The sequence below is a fragment of the Pseudoalteromonas sp. Isolate6 genome (assembly GCF_022398435.1).
Taxonomy (GTDB): Bacteria; Pseudomonadota; Gammaproteobacteria; order Enterobacterales; family Alteromonadaceae; genus Pseudoalteromonas; species Pseudoalteromonas galatheae.
The window spans coordinates 1-15,759 of the sequence record NZ_JAKEVK010000104.1 but is presented as its reverse complement, the minus strand read 5'-3'; the positions used below and the strand labels follow the sequence as shown (position 1 = coordinate 15,759).

18 protein-coding genes and 1 pseudogene are annotated in these 15,759 nt (G+C 42.4%); 15 read left to right on the top strand and 4 right to left on the bottom strand.

Annotated features, from left to right (window positions below; translation table 11 throughout):
- The first annotated feature begins 183 nt into the window (after positions 1–183).
- The 4 genes from L1D50_RS14330 (at position 184) to L1D50_RS14315 (ending at position 6,444) form a co-directional block, all read left to right on the top strand.
- The gene (locus L1D50_RS14330) at positions 184–2,049 is read left to right on the top strand and encodes a S8 family serine peptidase (protein WP_239966272.1); all 1,866 of its coding nucleotides are present in this window, start codon (positions 184–186) and stop codon (positions 2,047–2,049) included.
- Between the two features lie 94 nt (positions 2,050–2,143).
- Positions 2,144–2,986 (top strand): helix-turn-helix transcriptional regulator, encoded by an 843-nt coding sequence (locus L1D50_RS14325; protein WP_239966271.1) that lies wholly within the window; start codon positions 2,144–2,146, stop codon positions 2,984–2,986.
- Between the two features lie 64 nt (positions 2,987–3,050).
- Positions 3,051–5,156, top strand: a complete 2,106-nt coding sequence (locus tag L1D50_RS14320; RefSeq protein ID WP_239966270.1) for a TonB-dependent siderophore receptor — start codon at positions 3,051–3,053, stop codon at positions 5,154–5,156.
- Between the two features lie 148 nt (positions 5,157–5,304).
- Positions 5,305–6,444, top strand: a complete 1,140-nt coding sequence (locus L1D50_RS14315; RefSeq protein WP_128727403.1) for a PepSY-associated TM helix domain-containing protein — start codon at positions 5,305–5,307, stop codon at positions 6,442–6,444.
- Positions 6,445–6,514: 70 nt separating this feature from the next.
- On the opposite strand, the gene L1D50_RS14310 is transcribed toward L1D50_RS14315, so the two are convergent.
- Positions 6,515–6,949, bottom strand: coding sequence for a hypothetical protein (locus tag L1D50_RS14310; RefSeq protein WP_239966269.1), 435 nt, complete (start codon positions 6,947–6,949; stop codon positions 6,515–6,517).
- A gap of 359 nt (positions 6,950–7,308) precedes the next feature.
- Here L1D50_RS14310 and L1D50_RS14305 point away from each other — a divergent pair, with 359 nt between their 5' ends.
- The 8 genes from L1D50_RS14305 (at position 7,309) to L1D50_RS14270 (ending at position 13,475) form a co-directional block, all read left to right on the top strand.
- Complete coding sequence (locus L1D50_RS14305) at positions 7,309–8,025, top strand: aspartate/glutamate racemase family protein (protein ID WP_128727549.1); 717 nt, start codon at positions 7,309–7,311, stop codon at positions 8,023–8,025.
- 110 nt (positions 8,026–8,135) lie between these two features.
- Positions 8,136–8,360: a DUF4177 domain-containing protein gene (locus tag L1D50_RS14300; RefSeq protein ID WP_010369821.1), complete on the top strand. Its 225-nt coding sequence runs from the start codon at positions 8,136–8,138 to the stop codon at positions 8,358–8,360.
- A complete protein-coding gene (yidD, locus tag L1D50_RS14295; RefSeq protein WP_138524375.1) occupies positions 8,353–8,577 on the top strand; it encodes a membrane protein insertion efficiency factor YidD in 225 nt (74 codons plus the stop codon). The genes L1D50_RS14300 and yidD overlap by 8 nt, the downstream gene beginning before the upstream one ends.
- Before the next feature lie 19 nt (positions 8,578–8,596).
- The gene (locus L1D50_RS14290; protein ID WP_138524373.1) at positions 8,597–8,983 is read left to right on the top strand and encodes a TM2 domain-containing protein; all 387 of its coding nucleotides are present in this window, start codon (positions 8,597–8,599) and stop codon (positions 8,981–8,983) included.
- Positions 8,946–9,719: a M48 family metallopeptidase gene (locus tag L1D50_RS14285; RefSeq protein ID WP_239966268.1), complete on the top strand. Its 774-nt coding sequence runs from the start codon at positions 8,946–8,948 to the stop codon at positions 9,717–9,719. Before L1D50_RS14290 ends, L1D50_RS14285 begins: the two co-directional genes overlap by 38 nt.
- Positions 9,720–9,880: 161 nt before the next feature.
- Positions 9,881–10,636: a hypothetical protein gene (locus L1D50_RS14280; RefSeq protein ID WP_128727408.1), complete on the top strand. Its 756-nt coding sequence runs from the start codon at positions 9,881–9,883 to the stop codon at positions 10,634–10,636.
- Positions 10,637–10,871: 235 nt separating this feature from the next.
- Positions 10,872–11,228: a hypothetical protein gene (locus L1D50_RS14275; RefSeq protein WP_128727409.1), complete on the top strand. Its 357-nt coding sequence runs from the start codon at positions 10,872–10,874 to the stop codon at positions 11,226–11,228.
- A gap of 276 nt (positions 11,229–11,504) precedes the next feature.
- Complete coding sequence (locus tag L1D50_RS14270; protein WP_239966267.1) at positions 11,505–13,475, top strand: TonB-dependent receptor; 1,971 nt, start codon at positions 11,505–11,507, stop codon at positions 13,473–13,475.
- Positions 13,476–13,576: 101 nt separating this feature from the next.
- On the opposite strand, the gene L1D50_RS14265 is transcribed toward L1D50_RS14270, so the two are convergent.
- The 3 genes from L1D50_RS14265 to L1D50_RS14255 are packed head-to-tail and all read right to left on the bottom strand — an operon-like array spanning position 13,577 to position 14,927.
- Positions 13,577–13,771, bottom strand: coding sequence for a hypothetical protein (locus tag L1D50_RS14265; protein WP_235956709.1), 195 nt, complete (start codon positions 13,769–13,771; stop codon positions 13,577–13,579).
- A gap of 7 nt (positions 13,772–13,778) precedes the next feature.
- Complete coding sequence (locus L1D50_RS14260) at positions 13,779–14,321, bottom strand: peroxiredoxin-like family protein (protein ID WP_128727411.1); 543 nt, start codon at positions 14,319–14,321, stop codon at positions 13,779–13,781.
- A gap of 9 nt (positions 14,322–14,330) precedes the next feature.
- Positions 14,331–14,927 (bottom strand): NAD(P)H-dependent oxidoreductase, encoded by a 597-nt coding sequence (locus L1D50_RS14255; protein ID WP_239966266.1) that lies wholly within the window; start codon positions 14,925–14,927, stop codon positions 14,331–14,333.
- 144 nt (positions 14,928–15,071) lie between these two features.
- On the opposite strand from L1D50_RS14255, the gene L1D50_RS14250 reads away from it, so the two are divergent.
- The 3 genes and pseudogenes from L1D50_RS14250 to L1D50_RS14240 all read left to right on the top strand — a co-directional run.
- A complete protein-coding gene (locus L1D50_RS14250; protein ID WP_138524369.1) occupies positions 15,072–15,428 on the top strand; it encodes a helix-turn-helix domain-containing protein in 357 nt (118 codons plus the stop codon).
- A gap of 11 nt (positions 15,429–15,439) precedes the next feature.
- Positions 15,440–15,520 (top strand): annotated as a pseudogene (locus tag L1D50_RS14245) (DUF479 domain-containing protein); the annotation flags it as partial.
- 8 nt (positions 15,521–15,528) lie between these two features.
- Positions 15,529–15,759, top strand: a 231-nt coding sequence (locus L1D50_RS14240) for a TonB-dependent receptor (RefSeq protein WP_239966265.1), incomplete at its 3' end; no start/stop codon positions are given.

Here is a 15,759-nt window from a genome sequence, read left to right as displayed (position 1 = left end):
ATCCTAGTGTAACCAGTCGAAATTATGTGCAATTTTCATTTAGCTGGTGTTGTTCATTAACTTAAAACAAACGCAACCAAGCGTTGAACTTTGGTGAATAACGCGTCTACAGCAGCTAGATAAGTTCATAACCTTGAGATTGGTAAACACAATTAAACAAAACAACATGCAAGGAACAACAAAATGCGTAAATTAAGTGCTATTAGTTTTGCAGTATTAGCGGGTTTGACTTCAGTCAACGCACAAGCCGCTAAAATACTTAACGTAGAATCAAACAAAGCAATTAAAGATCAATACATCGTTGTATTTAGCACCCCTTCAGTCCTTAACGTTCAAAACAGCAAAGCAATTGCGGCCTTCGCTAATAAGCAGGCAAAAGCGTTAGAAAACAAACATAACGTAAGCATTACAAAAGAATTTGGTGGTGTACTAAATGGTGTGGTCATTAATGCATCTGCAAAACAACTAAAAGGGCTTCTTAATAACCCTAATATTGACTATATCGAACAAGACCAAATGGTTACAGTGACCCCCGCTATCACAGCAAGCGGCGACCAAGCTAATCCAACTTGGGGTTTAGATCGCGTAGATCAACGTAATCTACCACTAAACTCAAACTACCATTATGATTTTGATGGTACTGGCGTAACGGCCTATGTTATCGATACAGGTGTTCGCATTAGCCACAATGAATTTGGTAACCGTGCATCACATGGTTATGATTTTGTTGATAATGACAATGATGCAACAGACTGTAACGGTCATGGTACCCATGTTGCTGGCACAATCGGTGGCGGTGAATATGGGGTAGCGAAAAACGTCAATATCGTTGGCGTAAGAGTATTGGGTTGTAACGGCTCGGGTTCATATTCAGGCGTTATCTCTGGTATCGATTGGGTTAAAAACAATGCATCAGGCCCATCCGTTGCTAACATGAGTTTGGGTGGTGGTGTTTCTCAAGCGGTTGATGACGCAGTAAATAACGCAGTTGCCTCAGGCGTTAGCTTTGTTGTTGCGGCGGGTAATGACAATAGCAATGCCTGTAATTACTCACCTGCACGTGCAGCTGATGCAATCACTGTGGGTTCAACCACCAGCAGCGATGCCCGCTCAAGCTTCTCAAACTATGGGAACTGTCTAGATATTTATGCGCCGGGTTCAAGTATTACTTCAGCTTGGTATAACTCAGATACATCAACCAACACCATCAGTGGTACTTCGATGGCCGCACCGCACGTTGCGGGTGCTGTTGCGCTATATTTGGATGAAAACCCAAGTCTAAGCCCATCACAAATTGATAGCTTGCTGAGCCAACGCTCATCAAAAGGTAAAGTCTCTAATCCACAAAGCGGTTCGCCTAATGAACTACTATACACGCTCGCAGGTGGTACGGATCCGGACCCAGATCCTGATCCAATCACAGAGTTAGTTAACGGCCAAGGCGTCAGCGCATCTGGTGCATCTGGTCAGCAAACCTTCTATAAGTTGGTTGTTCCAGCAGGCGCAAGCGCACTGAACTTCTCACTTGCTGGTGGTACTGGTGATGCCGACCTGTATGTACAGCAAGGCACACAACCAACGCTGAATAGTTACGCTTGCCGCCCTTATAAAAACGGTAACAATGAATCATGCGATTTCACTAATCCGACTGCTGGTGATTGGTACGTGATGCTAAATGGTTACTCTGCGTATGCAAATGCAACGCTCACAGGCACTTATTCATCAGATCCTGGCGGCTGTGGTAGCAACTGCTTAGAAAATGGCATTCCAGTAAGTGGTTTGGCTGGTTCATCTGGCCAAGAGTTGCTATACACCATTGACGTCCCGGCCAATGTAACATTAACAGTAGCAAGTTCTGGCGGCTCTGGCGATGCAGATTTGTATGTTCGTAAAGGTGCAGCGCCTACGACATCAACCTATGACTGTCGTCCGTTCTTAAATGGTAATAACGAGTCTTGTAGTTTAAGTTCAGGCCAAGGCGCAACCTATTACATCAAATTGCGTGGCTACTCTAGCTTCTCTGGCGTAACACTTGTTGCGAGCCACTAAACTAAATTAGTTACAAATAAATCTCATTTCGTTTGGGGTTTATTGAAAAAACAAGTACAGTGGTGGCTCGTTTGAGCCGCCATTTTTGTTTTTAATGAGTATTGTATTAGATCTTTACAGCCAATTATTACATCAAGGGTTTTATGACCATGTATCTGACGGTGAGCTACACAACGAAGTACCACTCATCTGTAGTAGCATCTCGCAAGTAAAACTCGATGGTATTATTTACCATCGCTCTGCGCAAACTGCGGCGATGATGCCTGAAAACTATGGTAGTTTGATCCTTATCACTGAAGGAAGTGGTTGGTGGTTGACTGAACAGTCTTTACAGCGTGCTGATCTAACGCAGCTAATCTATCTTGAAGCAAATCAAAAACATGTGTTTCACCTTCCTACACAATACCTCGCTGTTAGCTTCAACTTTCCAATCAATTGGCTAGCCTCTCGAACCGGCAAACGACTTCAGCATGGTCAAGCGCTGACCATTCCCTTTGGCCTAGCAACATTATTCAAAAGCGCCTTAACCGCCACAACGTTAAATTTAACAGCGGCAAAATGGCTAGAAGATGAAATTGTATTGCATCTAAGTGCTTGCCAGCCGACCCAATTACCAAGGTCGCCGCTAGCGGAGTTAAAACAGCTCATCTCTACACATGCAAATGATGAAGCATTTTGTATCGACATGCTATGTGACCATTCAGGCTGGTCAAAACGTTATATTCACAAACTATTTGCCGCGTCTGATCTGAGTGCCAGTGAATATCTTATCCGCACTAGGCTCACTCATGCTTATTTTGAGTTACTTAATAGCTCTGCATCATTAAATCAAATCGCTATTGATAGCGGATTTAAAAATCAGGCGCACTTCAGCCGTCGTTTTAAGCAATTATTTTCTCTTTCACCCAAGCAAATTTCACAACGAGTGCACTCTTAGACAAAACTGAACCGTGCAAATATATATAATAAGAATCACTCTCATTATCCATAGTAGTAGAACAATGAAAATTAACACGCTCTATGCTGCAATGTGCCTCTCACTGCTTTCTCAAACCACCAGCGCCAATGAAGGCCAAAAAGATGAGTTAGAAAGGATAGAAGTTCAAGGTAGCCAATATAAAAGTACCGGAACAAAGTCGTCTTTAGCACCAATCAACGCGCCCTTTTCTATTTCTCATATAGATCAAGATACCCTGCAGCTACGTCAAGCTGACTCGGTCAATGCTGCGTTACGCTATGTTTCAGGTATCACACCAGAAAGCCGCAGTACAGTCACCATTTTTGACCAATACACTATTCGCGGTTTTGAATCTTATCGAAACTATTACGATGGCCTAGAACTGCAATCCAATAACCTTTGGAATTTATACCCTCAAGTTGATGCCTTTGCCACCGAAACCATTGAGGTGCTAAAAGGCCCAGCATCAGTGCTTTATGGCTCAGCACCGCCAGGTGGCATGGTGAACCAAATCGCAAAGCTTGCTAACGGCACTGAGCAAACACAGGTTCGTCTGAGAGTAGGTAGCAGAGCGCTCAAAGAAATCGGCGTTGACCATGGCGGTGTTATCTCTGATGAATTGAGCTATCGTGCCATTGCGCTATCAAGAACAAGTGATGGCCAGCAAAAAACAACGGAAGAAGAACGCGCTGTATTTGCACCCTCACTGCGCTGGCAACCGAACCATGATACGGCGTTAACTGCACAGCTTTATTACCAAGACGATCCCAAAGCCATACCTTCTACTCCCTTACATAGTGTTGGTACGCTCACGCGTGCAAGTTACGGTTATCTAGATGCCGATGCATTTGCAGGCGATATCAATTGGGCTAATTTTGATAGGACAACGCTAATGGCAGGGCTAAAGCTGGAACACAGTTTGTCTGACAATTGGTCTTTGTTTGCCAACTGGCGTTACACCGATGCAGAAGGCCTGCAGCAAAATACCTACAACCAAAATTTAATAGCAGATAGCGATACCATACTTGCCCGTGCAGCATATAAAACCGATGAAACGCAACATGGCTATGTTTTAGACAACCAATTGTCTACTCACTTTACCGTTGGCAATTCATCACATCACTTGCTCTTGGGTTTTGAATACAAAAGCTTAAGCTCAACCGTAGGATATTGGGATACACTCGGGACAGACACACCAAGTATTAATCTAGCAGCGCCCAATTATGCAGCGTTTGATATAAGCGCTTTACCACTTAACTTTTATACCGAAGCGCACGATATTGAACAAAGTAACCGCGCGCTTTACGTCCAAGACGAAGTGACAATATCAGCGCTAACTCTATTGGCTGGTCTTAGATACGACAGTTTCACCAGTGATGTTATTGCTGATAAAAACTACGCAGGCACCGAGTGGCAAACGGAATCAAATATTGATGACACCCAACTCACCGGAAGAATTGCCGCACTTTATCAGCTGGATTCTGGTTGGCGACCTTACGTGAGCTATAGTCAGTCATTTGAACCCGTTGCAGGAGAAGATAGCGTAACTCAACAAGCCTTCAAGCCAACTGAAGCAGAACAATGGGAACTTGGCGTTAAATATCAATCTCGCGATACACAGCTAACATTTGCGCTATTCGATCTCACCAAGCAGAACGAAATCATTAACAGCAAAGATTTTGTCACGAAAACTCAAGCCGGTGAAATCCAGTCCAAAGGTATTGAGCTTGAGGCTTCTCACACCTTTAATGAACAAGTTGATGTGCAGTTCAATGCCACGCATCTAGACCAGAAAGTCACTAAAAATGAATTAGACCAAGATTTGGTGGGGAAACGCTTAGTGTGGGTTGCAGATAACACCGCATCGCTTTGGTTGAACTATTATCCAAGCCTGCTAGACACACTTAAAGTAAGTGTTGGCGCTCGGTATGTTGGCGAGAGTTATGTTGGCAAATACAACTCAGATACCGTGCCATCCTATACCTTATTCGACATCGCCTTTGATTATGAACTCAGCGAGCAAGCCAGGATCACCTTTAGCATTAGTAACCTCAGTGACAAGCGTTACGTTGGCGCATGTTATGACGAAAGCAACTGCTGGATGGGTGCTGAGCGCAAAGCCGATATTGGTCTTCACTACCGCTTTTAGTCACTCATATAGGAGAGTTTACGGAAGGACATAGACTGAAAGATTTAAACGGACACCCACCTTAATGCGCCTGCAAGCATTAAGGTGGGTGTCCTTGTTAATTCATCTCTTTGTTCATTCTTATTTAGCTTTAAATCAAAGGAAAACAATGCGTAAAACACTATTTAAATGGCACAGTGCAATGGCATTAATCGCGATATTACCGCTCGCCGTTATGTCAGTCACAGGTAGCATGTTGGTGTTTAAATTCGAGATAGATAGCCTATTACTTCCAACACAAGCGACATTGACTTACCAGGATCAAGACGTCCAACGTCAGCCCATGAAGGCGCTCGTTAACTATGTCGCAGACACCCATCCAAATTATGAAATTGGTAGCTGGGAAATATTCGATGACGGCTACGAAGCTGATCGAGTCTATTTATTAAAGCATGGCACAGACACGTGGTTTAAAACGTATCTAGATCCGTACGCAGGCAAAATGCTAAGCGAGCCTGTGGGTATTCACAGCGACTTTACTGATTTTATTCTCCACCTACATTACACCTTACTACTTGATGATGTGAGCAAAACCTTTCCACACATGGGTGTCGTTATCGGTTTAGTTGTTGCCATACTTTTTACTTTGCTTGGTGTGTCCGGCTTAGTGATATATCGGCGCTTTTGGCGGCGATTCTTTAGCTTTAGACGACAAGCTCCTCGACTCGTCATTATGAGCGACCTGCATAAGGTAATTGGTATTTGGAGTGCGCCGGTATTACTCGCGCTTGGCATTACTGGCGTTTACTTTAATGCAGTGGAGTATTACCACGAGGCTTTTGAGCATCAAGAAGATGAGCACCATATTGTCACTCACACAATGTTTAACCACGCATTAGATTTTGATGCCATGATGGCCCAAAGCCATCGTGCGGTTGACGGACTTAAACCGACCTACTGGCTATTTCCATTTGAGCCAGAGCAAACCAACATTACCATTTTTGGCAGCGTGGCCGATGCCAACCCGTTCATTAGTAACTATGCAGCAACGGTTAGCTTTGATGCGCAATCTGGTAAACAAACCTTTGCCTACGATATTCGAACGGCGTCTACTTTAGACAGGGTAATTGACAGTTTTAGAAAACTCCACTTTGGCCACTTTGCAGGGCTTACCAGTAAAATAATTTGGTGCATTATGGGACTCGCCCCCGTATTACTTGGTTTTACCGGGCTATATTTATGGTGGCAAAGAAAGCGCAAAAGACACAAGAGTAAGAAAAACCGGAAGGTAACACCTCTAATGAGTTAACACATTTGCCGTCAGGAGTCACAACCGAACTTGAAGTAACAGGGAGCAATATAAAGCTCCCTTTATCTTCTTAGAAGCGATAGCCTAAATGAAGACCAACCAACGCTTTTGTATCAGTGTCGCCGATATTTGCAAAAGATCCGCCTTCATCCTCTCGCCTAACACCCGCGCTGCCACCCCAAGTCCAACCTGGTTTATCTGCCCCCTGAGTAAAATAGTTATACGTTAGTGCAGCAAAGCCTTTTTCACTTGTTATTGCCTCACTTCCTAACACTAAACCTATCGTGTGTTTACGGTCTGCAGTAAGCACGTATTGATAACCCAAGGCACCTCCAACTAAACCTATTGAGGCAAACATGACATGGTCACCCGTTGTTTTCGAGAGGTTTAGCCCAAGTACGCCACCATATTGATAACCGCCACCCACTGCAATTTCTGCGTTTGCAGAAGCCGAACATAGAAGCGTTATGCTTGCCACCAATGTAGCGAAAAGTTTAACCAACATTCTTACTTTCCCTTTTTGTTTTCAAAAAGGAAACATTAATAACCCAATATGACTTTGTCAACTTTAACAATGTGACAATTTCACTTTGTCTGAGCAAGTTTGCAAATGGGCAAGTTATATTAATAATACGTGCTCTTTGAAGCAGGAAATAACTTTCTTCGTTCCGCTCTCGCATTCTGAGCTCTCAAGGTACTTTCATTTCTATAGTCAAGCCAAACACTTTACTATTCAGCCCTTCTAAGTGAAAAACTTCTAACGAACCTGATACGCTCTTTCACCCATTAAATTAATTATAGCGGTAATTCTATTAATATCAGATGCGCTATATTAGTCTTACGGCTAATAGGGGAGTCAATATGATGAAACAACTTGGGCTAATTGGCGGTATGAGTTGGGAGTCAACACAAAGCTACTACCAGCTTATCAACCAAACCGTTAAAGCAGAGCTTGGCGGGCTACACAGTGCCAAGCTTTGCTTGTATAGCGTCGACTTTGCCGAAATTGCCAAGCTTCAAGCAGCTGGTGATTGGCAGAAAATGACCACCATTTTAGCAGGTGCGGCTACTTCGTTGAAGCTTGCAGGCTCTGATGCCATTGTGATCTGTACCAATACTATGCATAAAATTTCAGGTGAAATTAGCGCAGCGTCAGGATTGCCTGTACTGCATATTGCCGACGCAACCGCGAAGCGACTTAAAGATGACGGCGTAAAACGCATCGCGCTGTTAGGTACGAGATTTACGATGCAGCAAGACTTTTATAAAGCACGATTACAAGACCTTCACGGCATTGAGGTCATAACACCTGATGGGGACCAACAAGCTTTAGTTCACAACATCATTTATGACGAATTATGTCGCGGTGAAGTCAACGCAAGCTCAAGGCAAACTTATCTAGACATCATCGACGCACTCTATCAACAAGGGGCTGAAGGGATTATTTTAGGCTGCACAGAAATAGGTTTGCTCGTTCAGCAAGGGCATACTCAAATCCCTCTTTATGACACGACTAAACTTCATGCTGAAGCCGTTGTAGAGTGGTCACTTGGGGCAACATCTTGCTTTATTCATGAGTAATATCAAACTTTGTTGTAATTAAAAAAATAACAACGAAATCGCTATTGTCGCGATTACTTGGCTACTATAGAATTAAATCTCACTTATTCTAATTAAATCAGGGATGTATTATGACCCAATACGACGAATATAAAGTTATCCATGTAGTTGAAGGTGGCTGCGGCACACTGTTACTTGGCTCAAGTGGATTACCGTTAAAAAAGCTTGAAGCAACTTTAAATATGGAAGCGCAAGATGGCTGGCAACTTGTTTTCCAAGTTATCGAAAACAAACGTTTTATGTTATTTTGGAGCCGCGAAGCCGTGATTTTAACACTGGGCCGTAAGCGTGCTTAAACACTTTGCTCTGTCTGCCATTCGCCGCTATCAAGCGAATGGTGGAGCAAAAGCCCACTTCAATATAAGTTGTAACTTTACGCCGTCATGTTCTGAATATACTTATCAAGCAATCGAAAAGTACGGCTTCTTTAAAGGCGTGCGTATCGGCTTTTGTCGGATTAGGCGCTGCAATGACCCAGATTGTATTGAAGTAAAGTCAGATCCCCTACCGTAACCTAATCCTAGGAGTTTGCATGGACGAAATAGCATTAAGAGAACAAGAAGAAGCGTTGAGAAACCAAGTTGCCCAGCTAAGTCCTGAAGCGCGCAAGCAGTACTACCAACTGGAAGAACAGCTAGTAAAAGATCCTGATACTTACGCGGTACTCAATTACTTTTTTGCCGCAGGTTTACATCACTTTTATCTAGGAAAAACAGCACGAGGTGCAATTAACCTCACTTTAATGCTATTAGGGCTTGTGTTTATTCTCTTTTATGGCTGGATACTGCTAATTTTAGTGTGTTTAATTGAGCTACCTCAGTTATTTAATAGCCAAAAAATAGTGAGAAAATACAACATTGATGTGATGCGAGAAGTACTAGATGAGCTCAAAGATACACAGCAGAATCAAACAGTCTAAGCAAACTCATTGGCTTTGGATTATAGCGGCCACGGTTGTGGTCGTTTTATTTAGTGGTTATCAGTTTTATACCAAAGGTGTGCCTTACTTCGCTGAAGAAATCTCAGCCTCATTGCCCAAACAAATCTACCAACTCATCGACGAAGGTAGCCTAAACGAGCTGGATAATTCGGAATTCTCTGAATCAAAATTAAGTGAAATCAAACAGCAAGAGACCCGAGCCCTATTTGTCTCATTGCTTGACGCCAATGCATCGAGTGAACGTGAGTTTAAACTTGAACTTAGGCAGTGGAAAGATAAAGCCAACGCCATGGCTCTGGCCAATGGTACCATTGTGATCACAGACAACATGGTCGAACTGGCAACAACTCAGCAAGAGCTTAGTGCAGTGTTACTCCACGAGATTGGTCATGTGGAGCATAATCACGTAATGGAATCACTTGTAAGCTCGTCTATTGTATATGTCAGTTTGAGTGTCGTATTGGGTGACATCTCTGCGCTATCAGATCTTATGATGCAAGGCGCAATGTTAGGTATCAACCAAAGTTACTCTCAACAAGCTGAGCTCGAGGCTGATTTGTACGCACAAGAAAAGCTAATTGCGCTGTATGGTAATAGTAATGCGATGATCTCTATATTCGAAAAACTCGCAAAAGAAAGCGACGAACAGCATAGTTGGTTAAGCACACACCCAAGCTTTGAGCAACGCATCGAGCAGCTCAAACAAACCCCGTGACCCGTAAACGAAAATAGCACTGAGATACCAAAAAATTGTTAAATCCCCCTGCAAACAACAGTGATTATTTCCTTTTACCGTACAACCCTATTACATTTTTTAACTTGCCATCGCTGTTTCTAAGTTGGAAAATCTGCCTTTAAATGAATCACGGGTAAAAAATGAAATCAACCAAATCTTCTCTGTTACTTATAACCGCAGCCAGTATCAGCACATTGCTTACGGCTTGTACATCTGAGACAGAATCTGATCTGCTGAAAACAAATGCAATTAGTGCCGATATATCAATAACTTCAAATGGAGAGAGAGCCCGAATTGTGGCTGAGCTAAACGTCGGGGACTCGTTCGGCTCTAATGTAAACTTAAGCGAAGGCGATACACTAAGAGCGATCGTAAATGGTCAGACAATCCAATTGACTAAAGATACTGACATTCTAGATATTGATTACGAGGGCAGATCCTCAGTTGTAACTGGTAACAGCCTATATACGATCCAGTTAGATCGCAAGAAAGAAGCAAATGCTTCAGCGTCTGTTGAGCTTCCTTTGGGCTTTTTGGTACTTACCCCCGAAGCAAAGAAAACTTTTCGATATGATGAAAATATTGAAATTCATATTGATGGAATAGACTCAGCTAGTGACGCATCCCTTATCGTTAACTATGCATGTTCAAATAATACGGGCGGGTTAGTGACTGGCTCTTTCTCAACACAGTTTGGAAACTCGACCAACAATACATTCAATGCAAAAAGCGCTGGCCTCATAGATCTAGAACAGATTACAACTTCAAAACCATGTGAATTTGACATGGAAATTCAGAGAGTTAGAACAGGTCATTTTAACGGTGAACTTAAAGAAAATAGCTTGATTAGAGGTATCCAATCAAGAGTTATTAGAGATCTGAAATTTACTTTCTAATTTACATAATTTTTAAGTCGCTATACGTATTTCAAAAAAGGTGGAATAACTCCACCTTGACCCAAAACCTGAGTTCATATTGGATAATAAACAGCCTTTCTTAACTTTTTAGTATCGCTACGCCACAGGCTTTTATAATCAGCGCTCATTTATCGTCTCCGATACGCTTCACTTATATAAAATTATTCCCTACAATGTGCAGCAGTTTCGAGTTGAGATTATTATGTGTAAGGGAATGTCAAAACTACTTATTATGATGACAATCTTGGTTGCCTTTGTTGGGCAAGCATTAGCATCTCCCTTTTTTGTACCTGATGATGACATTATTATCACGCAATCAATCACATTTGAATCTCAAAACGAATACCAGCAAGGTGCAGATGATTGTTGTGACACAGATTGCTGCGAAAACGATTGCATTTGCCCAGAAAACACCTGTGCAACCTTTGCATACATTCCTATAAACCCTATTTCCTCAGAACTCATTCGTTTTGGTGGTCCTGTACGATCGACTCCGACTCCAGATATTCATAGTATTGCGACCTCATTCTATCGGCCTCCTATTTTACCGCTTAGGCTACAGCCAAACTAAATTCTTACTAAAAATTTAATTTATATGCTGCGAAAGTTATACCAATTGACTTAATTAAGCGGTTTATTTTGAGGCGAAAAAATCTTGTCGATAACACAGCTACCGCACCCTGCTATCGCCAAGGTATCTACACCCATGTGGGCAAGGCGAAAATATTATTTAGTCGTTCTAAATAATAAGCCTTTAACGTAGCTCGCGTCAGGTTTTCTCCTCAATTTGAGCTGGTATTAAACTAATAAAAAACTTCGCAGTGTTTTGCATTACCTGAGGTAAAACATGCTTAATCAATATTCAAAGGTGGCGCTGGCTATCTTACTTGGCCCGTCTGTATCTTATGCAGGAGAACACCAACATCATGACGAACATAACCAGAATAAAATAGAGAGAATTCAAGTAACCGCGTCACGACTTGGTCGGATCGTGAACGAATCGGCAACTAGAACTGAAATTATCAATAATGAAGAAATCCAAGAAAAAGCCTTAATGCGGCCCGGAAATATTTCTATGCTAGTTGCTGAAACTGGCGGTGTACGAGTACAAAATACCTCTCCTGCTTTAGGCAGTGCCAACATAAGATTGCAAAGCCTGTATGGTCGCTATACCCAGCTACTTAGTGATGGTTTGCCATTATATGGTGGACAAACTGCGTCAATTGGGTTGCTTCAAATCCCTCCAACCGACTTAGCCAATGTTGAAATTATCAAAGGATCAGCTTCTTCTTTGTATGGTGGATCAGCCTTAGGCGGGGTGATTAATCTTATCTCTCGTACACCAGGGGATGAATTTGAAGGTGAAGTGCTACTCAATGCAACATCAAAAAGTGGTCAAGATATTACCTCCTATTTTGCAACCCCACTGAACTCAAGTACTCGTGCGTCAATTACTCTGGGACTTCATCATCAAGCTCAGCAAGATTTAGATGAGGATGGCTGGCTTGATATAGCAGGCTATGAGCGCGCGACCGTTCGCCCACGTTTTTATTGGGAAGATGAAGACGGTGCCAACCTCTATTGGACGTTTGGTGCGATGAAAGAAAATCGTGAAGGTGGTACGCAACAAACGGATACATTACCTACTGGCGAATCATTTCCTCAACACCAAGACTCATTAAGGTTAGATAGCGGTTTTATTTTCGACCAACCACTTAGTGAAGAAATAAACCTCAGTGTTCGTGGTTCAGCGATGCATCAGGAGCATGACCATGTTTATGGGATGACTCAAGAAACAGATAACCATGAAAGTTACTTATTTGAATCTAGTGTATCGGGTTATCGTGAAGCTATTGCTTGGCTTGTTGGAGTAGCTTATCAGTCTGACCGCTTTGAGTCTGATGACTTTTCAGAGTTTAACTATAACTATCAAGTACCTGGGTTATTTTCACAGATAGACTATGACACAGAAAAAGACGTTTCAATATCATTAAGCGCCAGAACCGATTGGCACAGTGAATACGGCACTCAGTTTAGTCCACGCGCATCCATTTTGTACAATCCAAACAGCTGGACAATTCGCGGCTCCTACGGTCAAGGCTTCTTTGCGCCGACACCTTTTATTGAAGATATTGAAGACAGTGGCCTATCTCGCCTTGAGCCTTTCAGTAACTTAGAGGAGGAACTGGCGACTACAGCATCTATTGATCTCAGCTATGTATTTGATGACATTGAAACAAGTGTCACCCTGTTTGCCTCGGATGTCGACAATGTCACTGAACTTGAGGTCATCGAAGCCCAAAGCCCGAATACAAATAACCACGTTCGATTAGTGAATAACTCAGGCCAGACCGAAATTCGTGGCGCAGAATTGCTTTTGCGATACCGCTGGCATGACATCAAAATAACTGGAAGCTACTTATATACTGACGCAACAAAACTGAGCGGATTAGGCACTGGCCGAACTCCATTAACCCTAACACCAACACATTCTGCTGGTGCGGTAATTATGTGGGAGAAGCATGGCAGTCACCTACTAGGCTTTGAAGCTTATTATACTGGTACACAGCATCTAGAAAATAACCCTTACCGTGATAGAAGCGACGCATACTGGCACTTAGGCTTACTTGGTCAAATCACTCTTGGTAACGTAAGTTACTTCTTAAATGCTGAGAACTTGCTCAATGTTCGGCAAACTAAAGAAGAGCCAATATTGCTAACTCAACAGGCTCCGAGTGGACGATGGACAACTGATATTTGGTCTCGTAACGACGGATTTACGATCAATGCAGGGATCCGCATTAAGTTTGGTCATTAATTATTTCTGAGCTTTGCTGAAACGATACAGTTTCATGTTGGCATATAAAGACACCCACTGTATCGTTACAGTTTAAAAATGGGTGTCTTTTTCACTCGTTGTTATTGTCGCCTTGCCACCTTTTTTGAAGTAAACAGTTTAAGTGTCGCCTTACGCACGGTAACTTCTCGGTTCTCTAGCATAAATTCATATTGGTTTGGAGATACGATATGAGCAGATTCGGCTATTGCGTCTTCTGCCACCGCATTGCCAAGCAAAAGGGCTGAAATAACACTCGGCAATACAGCGTTTTTCATAGCCCCCCTATTTATGCATACCACGAATAGGGTAGTTGTTAGCAGGATTGCGTATCCAATCTAAGCCACTGAGCAGTGACTGAAGTTCAGGTCTTATAAACGGGTTGTTTGAAATGTCTGCTACGTGAACTTTTCCTTCACTATTGACTACAAATAGCCCCGGCTCAGCAAATGGATGATCAGTTTCTTCAGGTGATCTTGGATCTGATATATACAACCCAAGCTCTTCCATTTGTTCAACAGTAAGACCGTAGGCGATAGGAAACGTCGCATCAAGTCTTTGCATATGACTGTCCAGTTGTTCTTTGCTATCGCCAGAAACGGCAATCAAGTCTACGCCAGTTTCAGCGAGTAGGTCTTTTACACTTTCTAATTGGTTTAAGTAGCGTGTACAAAGTGGGCAGTGCTGCCCCCTGTAAACCACAACCATTTTCCAGTCCAAACCATTTTCAGGCGTAGACAACTTTTTAATATCACCATTTAATAGCTTTGCTTCAATTACAGGAAAATCAGCTCCCGCGTGCAATTTAGTAGTATATTCAACGCTCATGACTGCCCCTTAAAAATGCTTGTTAATGTGCGCTTCAAAACGTTTGAAGTCGTTTTCAACATCTGAATTTTTCATCACATCAAAGCACGCAAATGTTTCCATTGGCTTCATACCAAAGAACTTGAAGTTCATGTGCATAGGGAACATTAAATCGTCGACTGACTTGCCGTCGAAGAATTCATCTGGGTCATTAAAGGCTTCTTCCGGCGCATTAAAGGTGAGAGACATCATATATTTGGTGTTGGTCAACGTGCCACCCATACCATAGTTTTTCTTTGGTGCTTCTTCTGTGCGACCGTCGCCAACACATAGAGCTCCCCCCATGCCTGCTGTGTATACTTCATCCATATACTTTTTAAACGACCAAGGCACGCCCATCCAATTGATTGGTGTTTGCAAAAATACAATGTCTGCCCATTGATGAAGCGCCAATTGTTCTTCCACATCGTACCCATCACTCATTGTCACTACGCGCGTGTTATAACCTTTATCTTCAAGCATAGTTATTACCTTATCAATTAAGGCTGCATTTAGCTTACCTTCGGAGAATGGGTAATATTGATGGCCATTAATAATTAATACGTTCTTAAGATCAGTAGTGCTCATAAAACAACTCCAAACTAAATTTCAGCAAAAATAAGTAAGAGAGACACTCTCCTACTCAATCTATATGTGGTATATTTTAGTTACCTAATTTAAGTTGGCAATTAGTATACTTTTAGTAACCTAGTTGTTTTTTTAGGAGGATTGATGGAAAGTATCGTAAAAACAGACAGTAAAGGTAGAAAAAAAGTGTTAAATGCATGCACTGAACCCTGCGCTATTGAAAAAGGTATGCGTTTAATTGGCGGAAAGTGGAAAGGTTCCATTATTTATCACCTTAAAGATGAGCCAGTAAGGTTCAATGACTTAACTCGTATGCTTGGCGGTGCCAGCAAAAAAATGGTCGACCAACGCCTAAAGGAACTTGAAAGTGAAGGAATGGTACTTAGAAAAGTGATAAGTGACCGACCAGTTGCTGTAACTTATGAATTAACCGATTTCGGCAAAACCGCATTGAGTATTTTAGATGAACTTAGGATTTGGTCAGAATCCCATCAAATTTAACGGTAACCACTTTGAAATATCTAGCATACCTGTACTTAGCACAGCCTAATGCAGATTCTCATTTTGGAAGTCTGCTTGGCGGCTTTGGCGGAACAAAGACATGGCGTGGACAGCAGTGGGTGTCTTTCAAAGTTTTTATGTTGGTAAATACAACTCGGATACCGTGCCATCCTATACCTTATTCGACATCGCCTTTGATTATGAACTCAACGAGCAAGCCAGGATCACCTTTAGCATTAGTAATCTCAGTGACAAGCGATACGTTGGTGCATGCTATGACGAAAGTAACTGCTGGATGGGGGCAGAGCGCAAAGCCGATATTGGTCTTCAC

Bases quoted from the DNA above. Each gene is read 5' to 3' on its own strand.
- L1D50_RS14310 (WP_239966269.1), bottom strand. From the start codon at position 6,949: ATGTTGGTTAAACTTTTCGCTACATTGGTGGCAAGCATAACGCTTCTA.
- L1D50_RS14330 (WP_239966272.1), top strand. From the start codon at position 184: ATGCGTAAATTAAGTGCTATTAGTTTTGCAGTATTAGCGGGTTTGACT.
- L1D50_RS14280 (WP_128727408.1), top strand. From the start codon at position 9,881: ATGAAATCAACCAAATCTTCTCTGTTACTTATAACCGCAGCCAGTATC.
- L1D50_RS14305 (WP_128727549.1), top strand. From the start codon at position 7,309: ATGAAACAACTTGGGCTAATTGGCGGTATGAGTTGGGAGTCAACACAA.
- L1D50_RS14285 (WP_239966268.1), top strand. From the start codon at position 8,946: ATGAGCTCAAAGATACACAGCAGAATCAAACAGTCTAAGCAAACTCAT.
- L1D50_RS14315 (WP_128727403.1), top strand. From the start codon at position 5,305: ATGCGTAAAACACTATTTAAATGGCACAGTGCAATGGCATTAATCGCG.
- L1D50_RS14255 (WP_239966266.1), bottom strand. From the start codon at position 14,927: ATGAGCACTACTGATCTTAAGAACGTATTAATTATTAATGGCCATCAA.
- L1D50_RS14275 (WP_128727409.1), top strand. From the start codon at position 10,872: ATGTCAAAACTACTTATTATGATGACAATCTTGGTTGCCTTTGTTGGG.
- L1D50_RS14250 (WP_138524369.1), top strand. From the start codon at position 15,072: ATGGAAAGTATCGTAAAAACAGACAGTAAAGGTAGAAAAAAAGTGTTA.
- L1D50_RS14290 (WP_138524373.1), top strand. From the start codon at position 8,597: ATGGACGAAATAGCATTAAGAGAACAAGAAGAAGCGTTGAGAAACCAA.
- L1D50_RS14320 (WP_239966270.1), top strand. From the start codon at position 3,051: ATGAAAATTAACACGCTCTATGCTGCAATGTGCCTCTCACTGCTTTCT.
- L1D50_RS14260 (WP_128727411.1), bottom strand. From the start codon at position 14,321: ATGAGCGTTGAATATACTACTAAATTGCACGCGGGAGCTGATTTTCCT.
- L1D50_RS14325 (WP_239966271.1), top strand. From the start codon at position 2,144: ATGAGTATTGTATTAGATCTTTACAGCCAATTATTACATCAAGGGTTT.
- L1D50_RS14270 (WP_239966267.1), top strand. From the start codon at position 11,505: ATGCTTAATCAATATTCAAAGGTGGCGCTGGCTATCTTACTTGGCCCG.
- L1D50_RS14265 (WP_235956709.1), bottom strand. From the start codon at position 13,771: ATGAAAAACGCTGTATTGCCGAGTGTTATTTCAGCCCTTTTGCTTGGC.
- L1D50_RS14300 (WP_010369821.1), top strand. From the start codon at position 8,136: ATGACCCAATACGACGAATATAAAGTTATCCATGTAGTTGAAGGTGGC.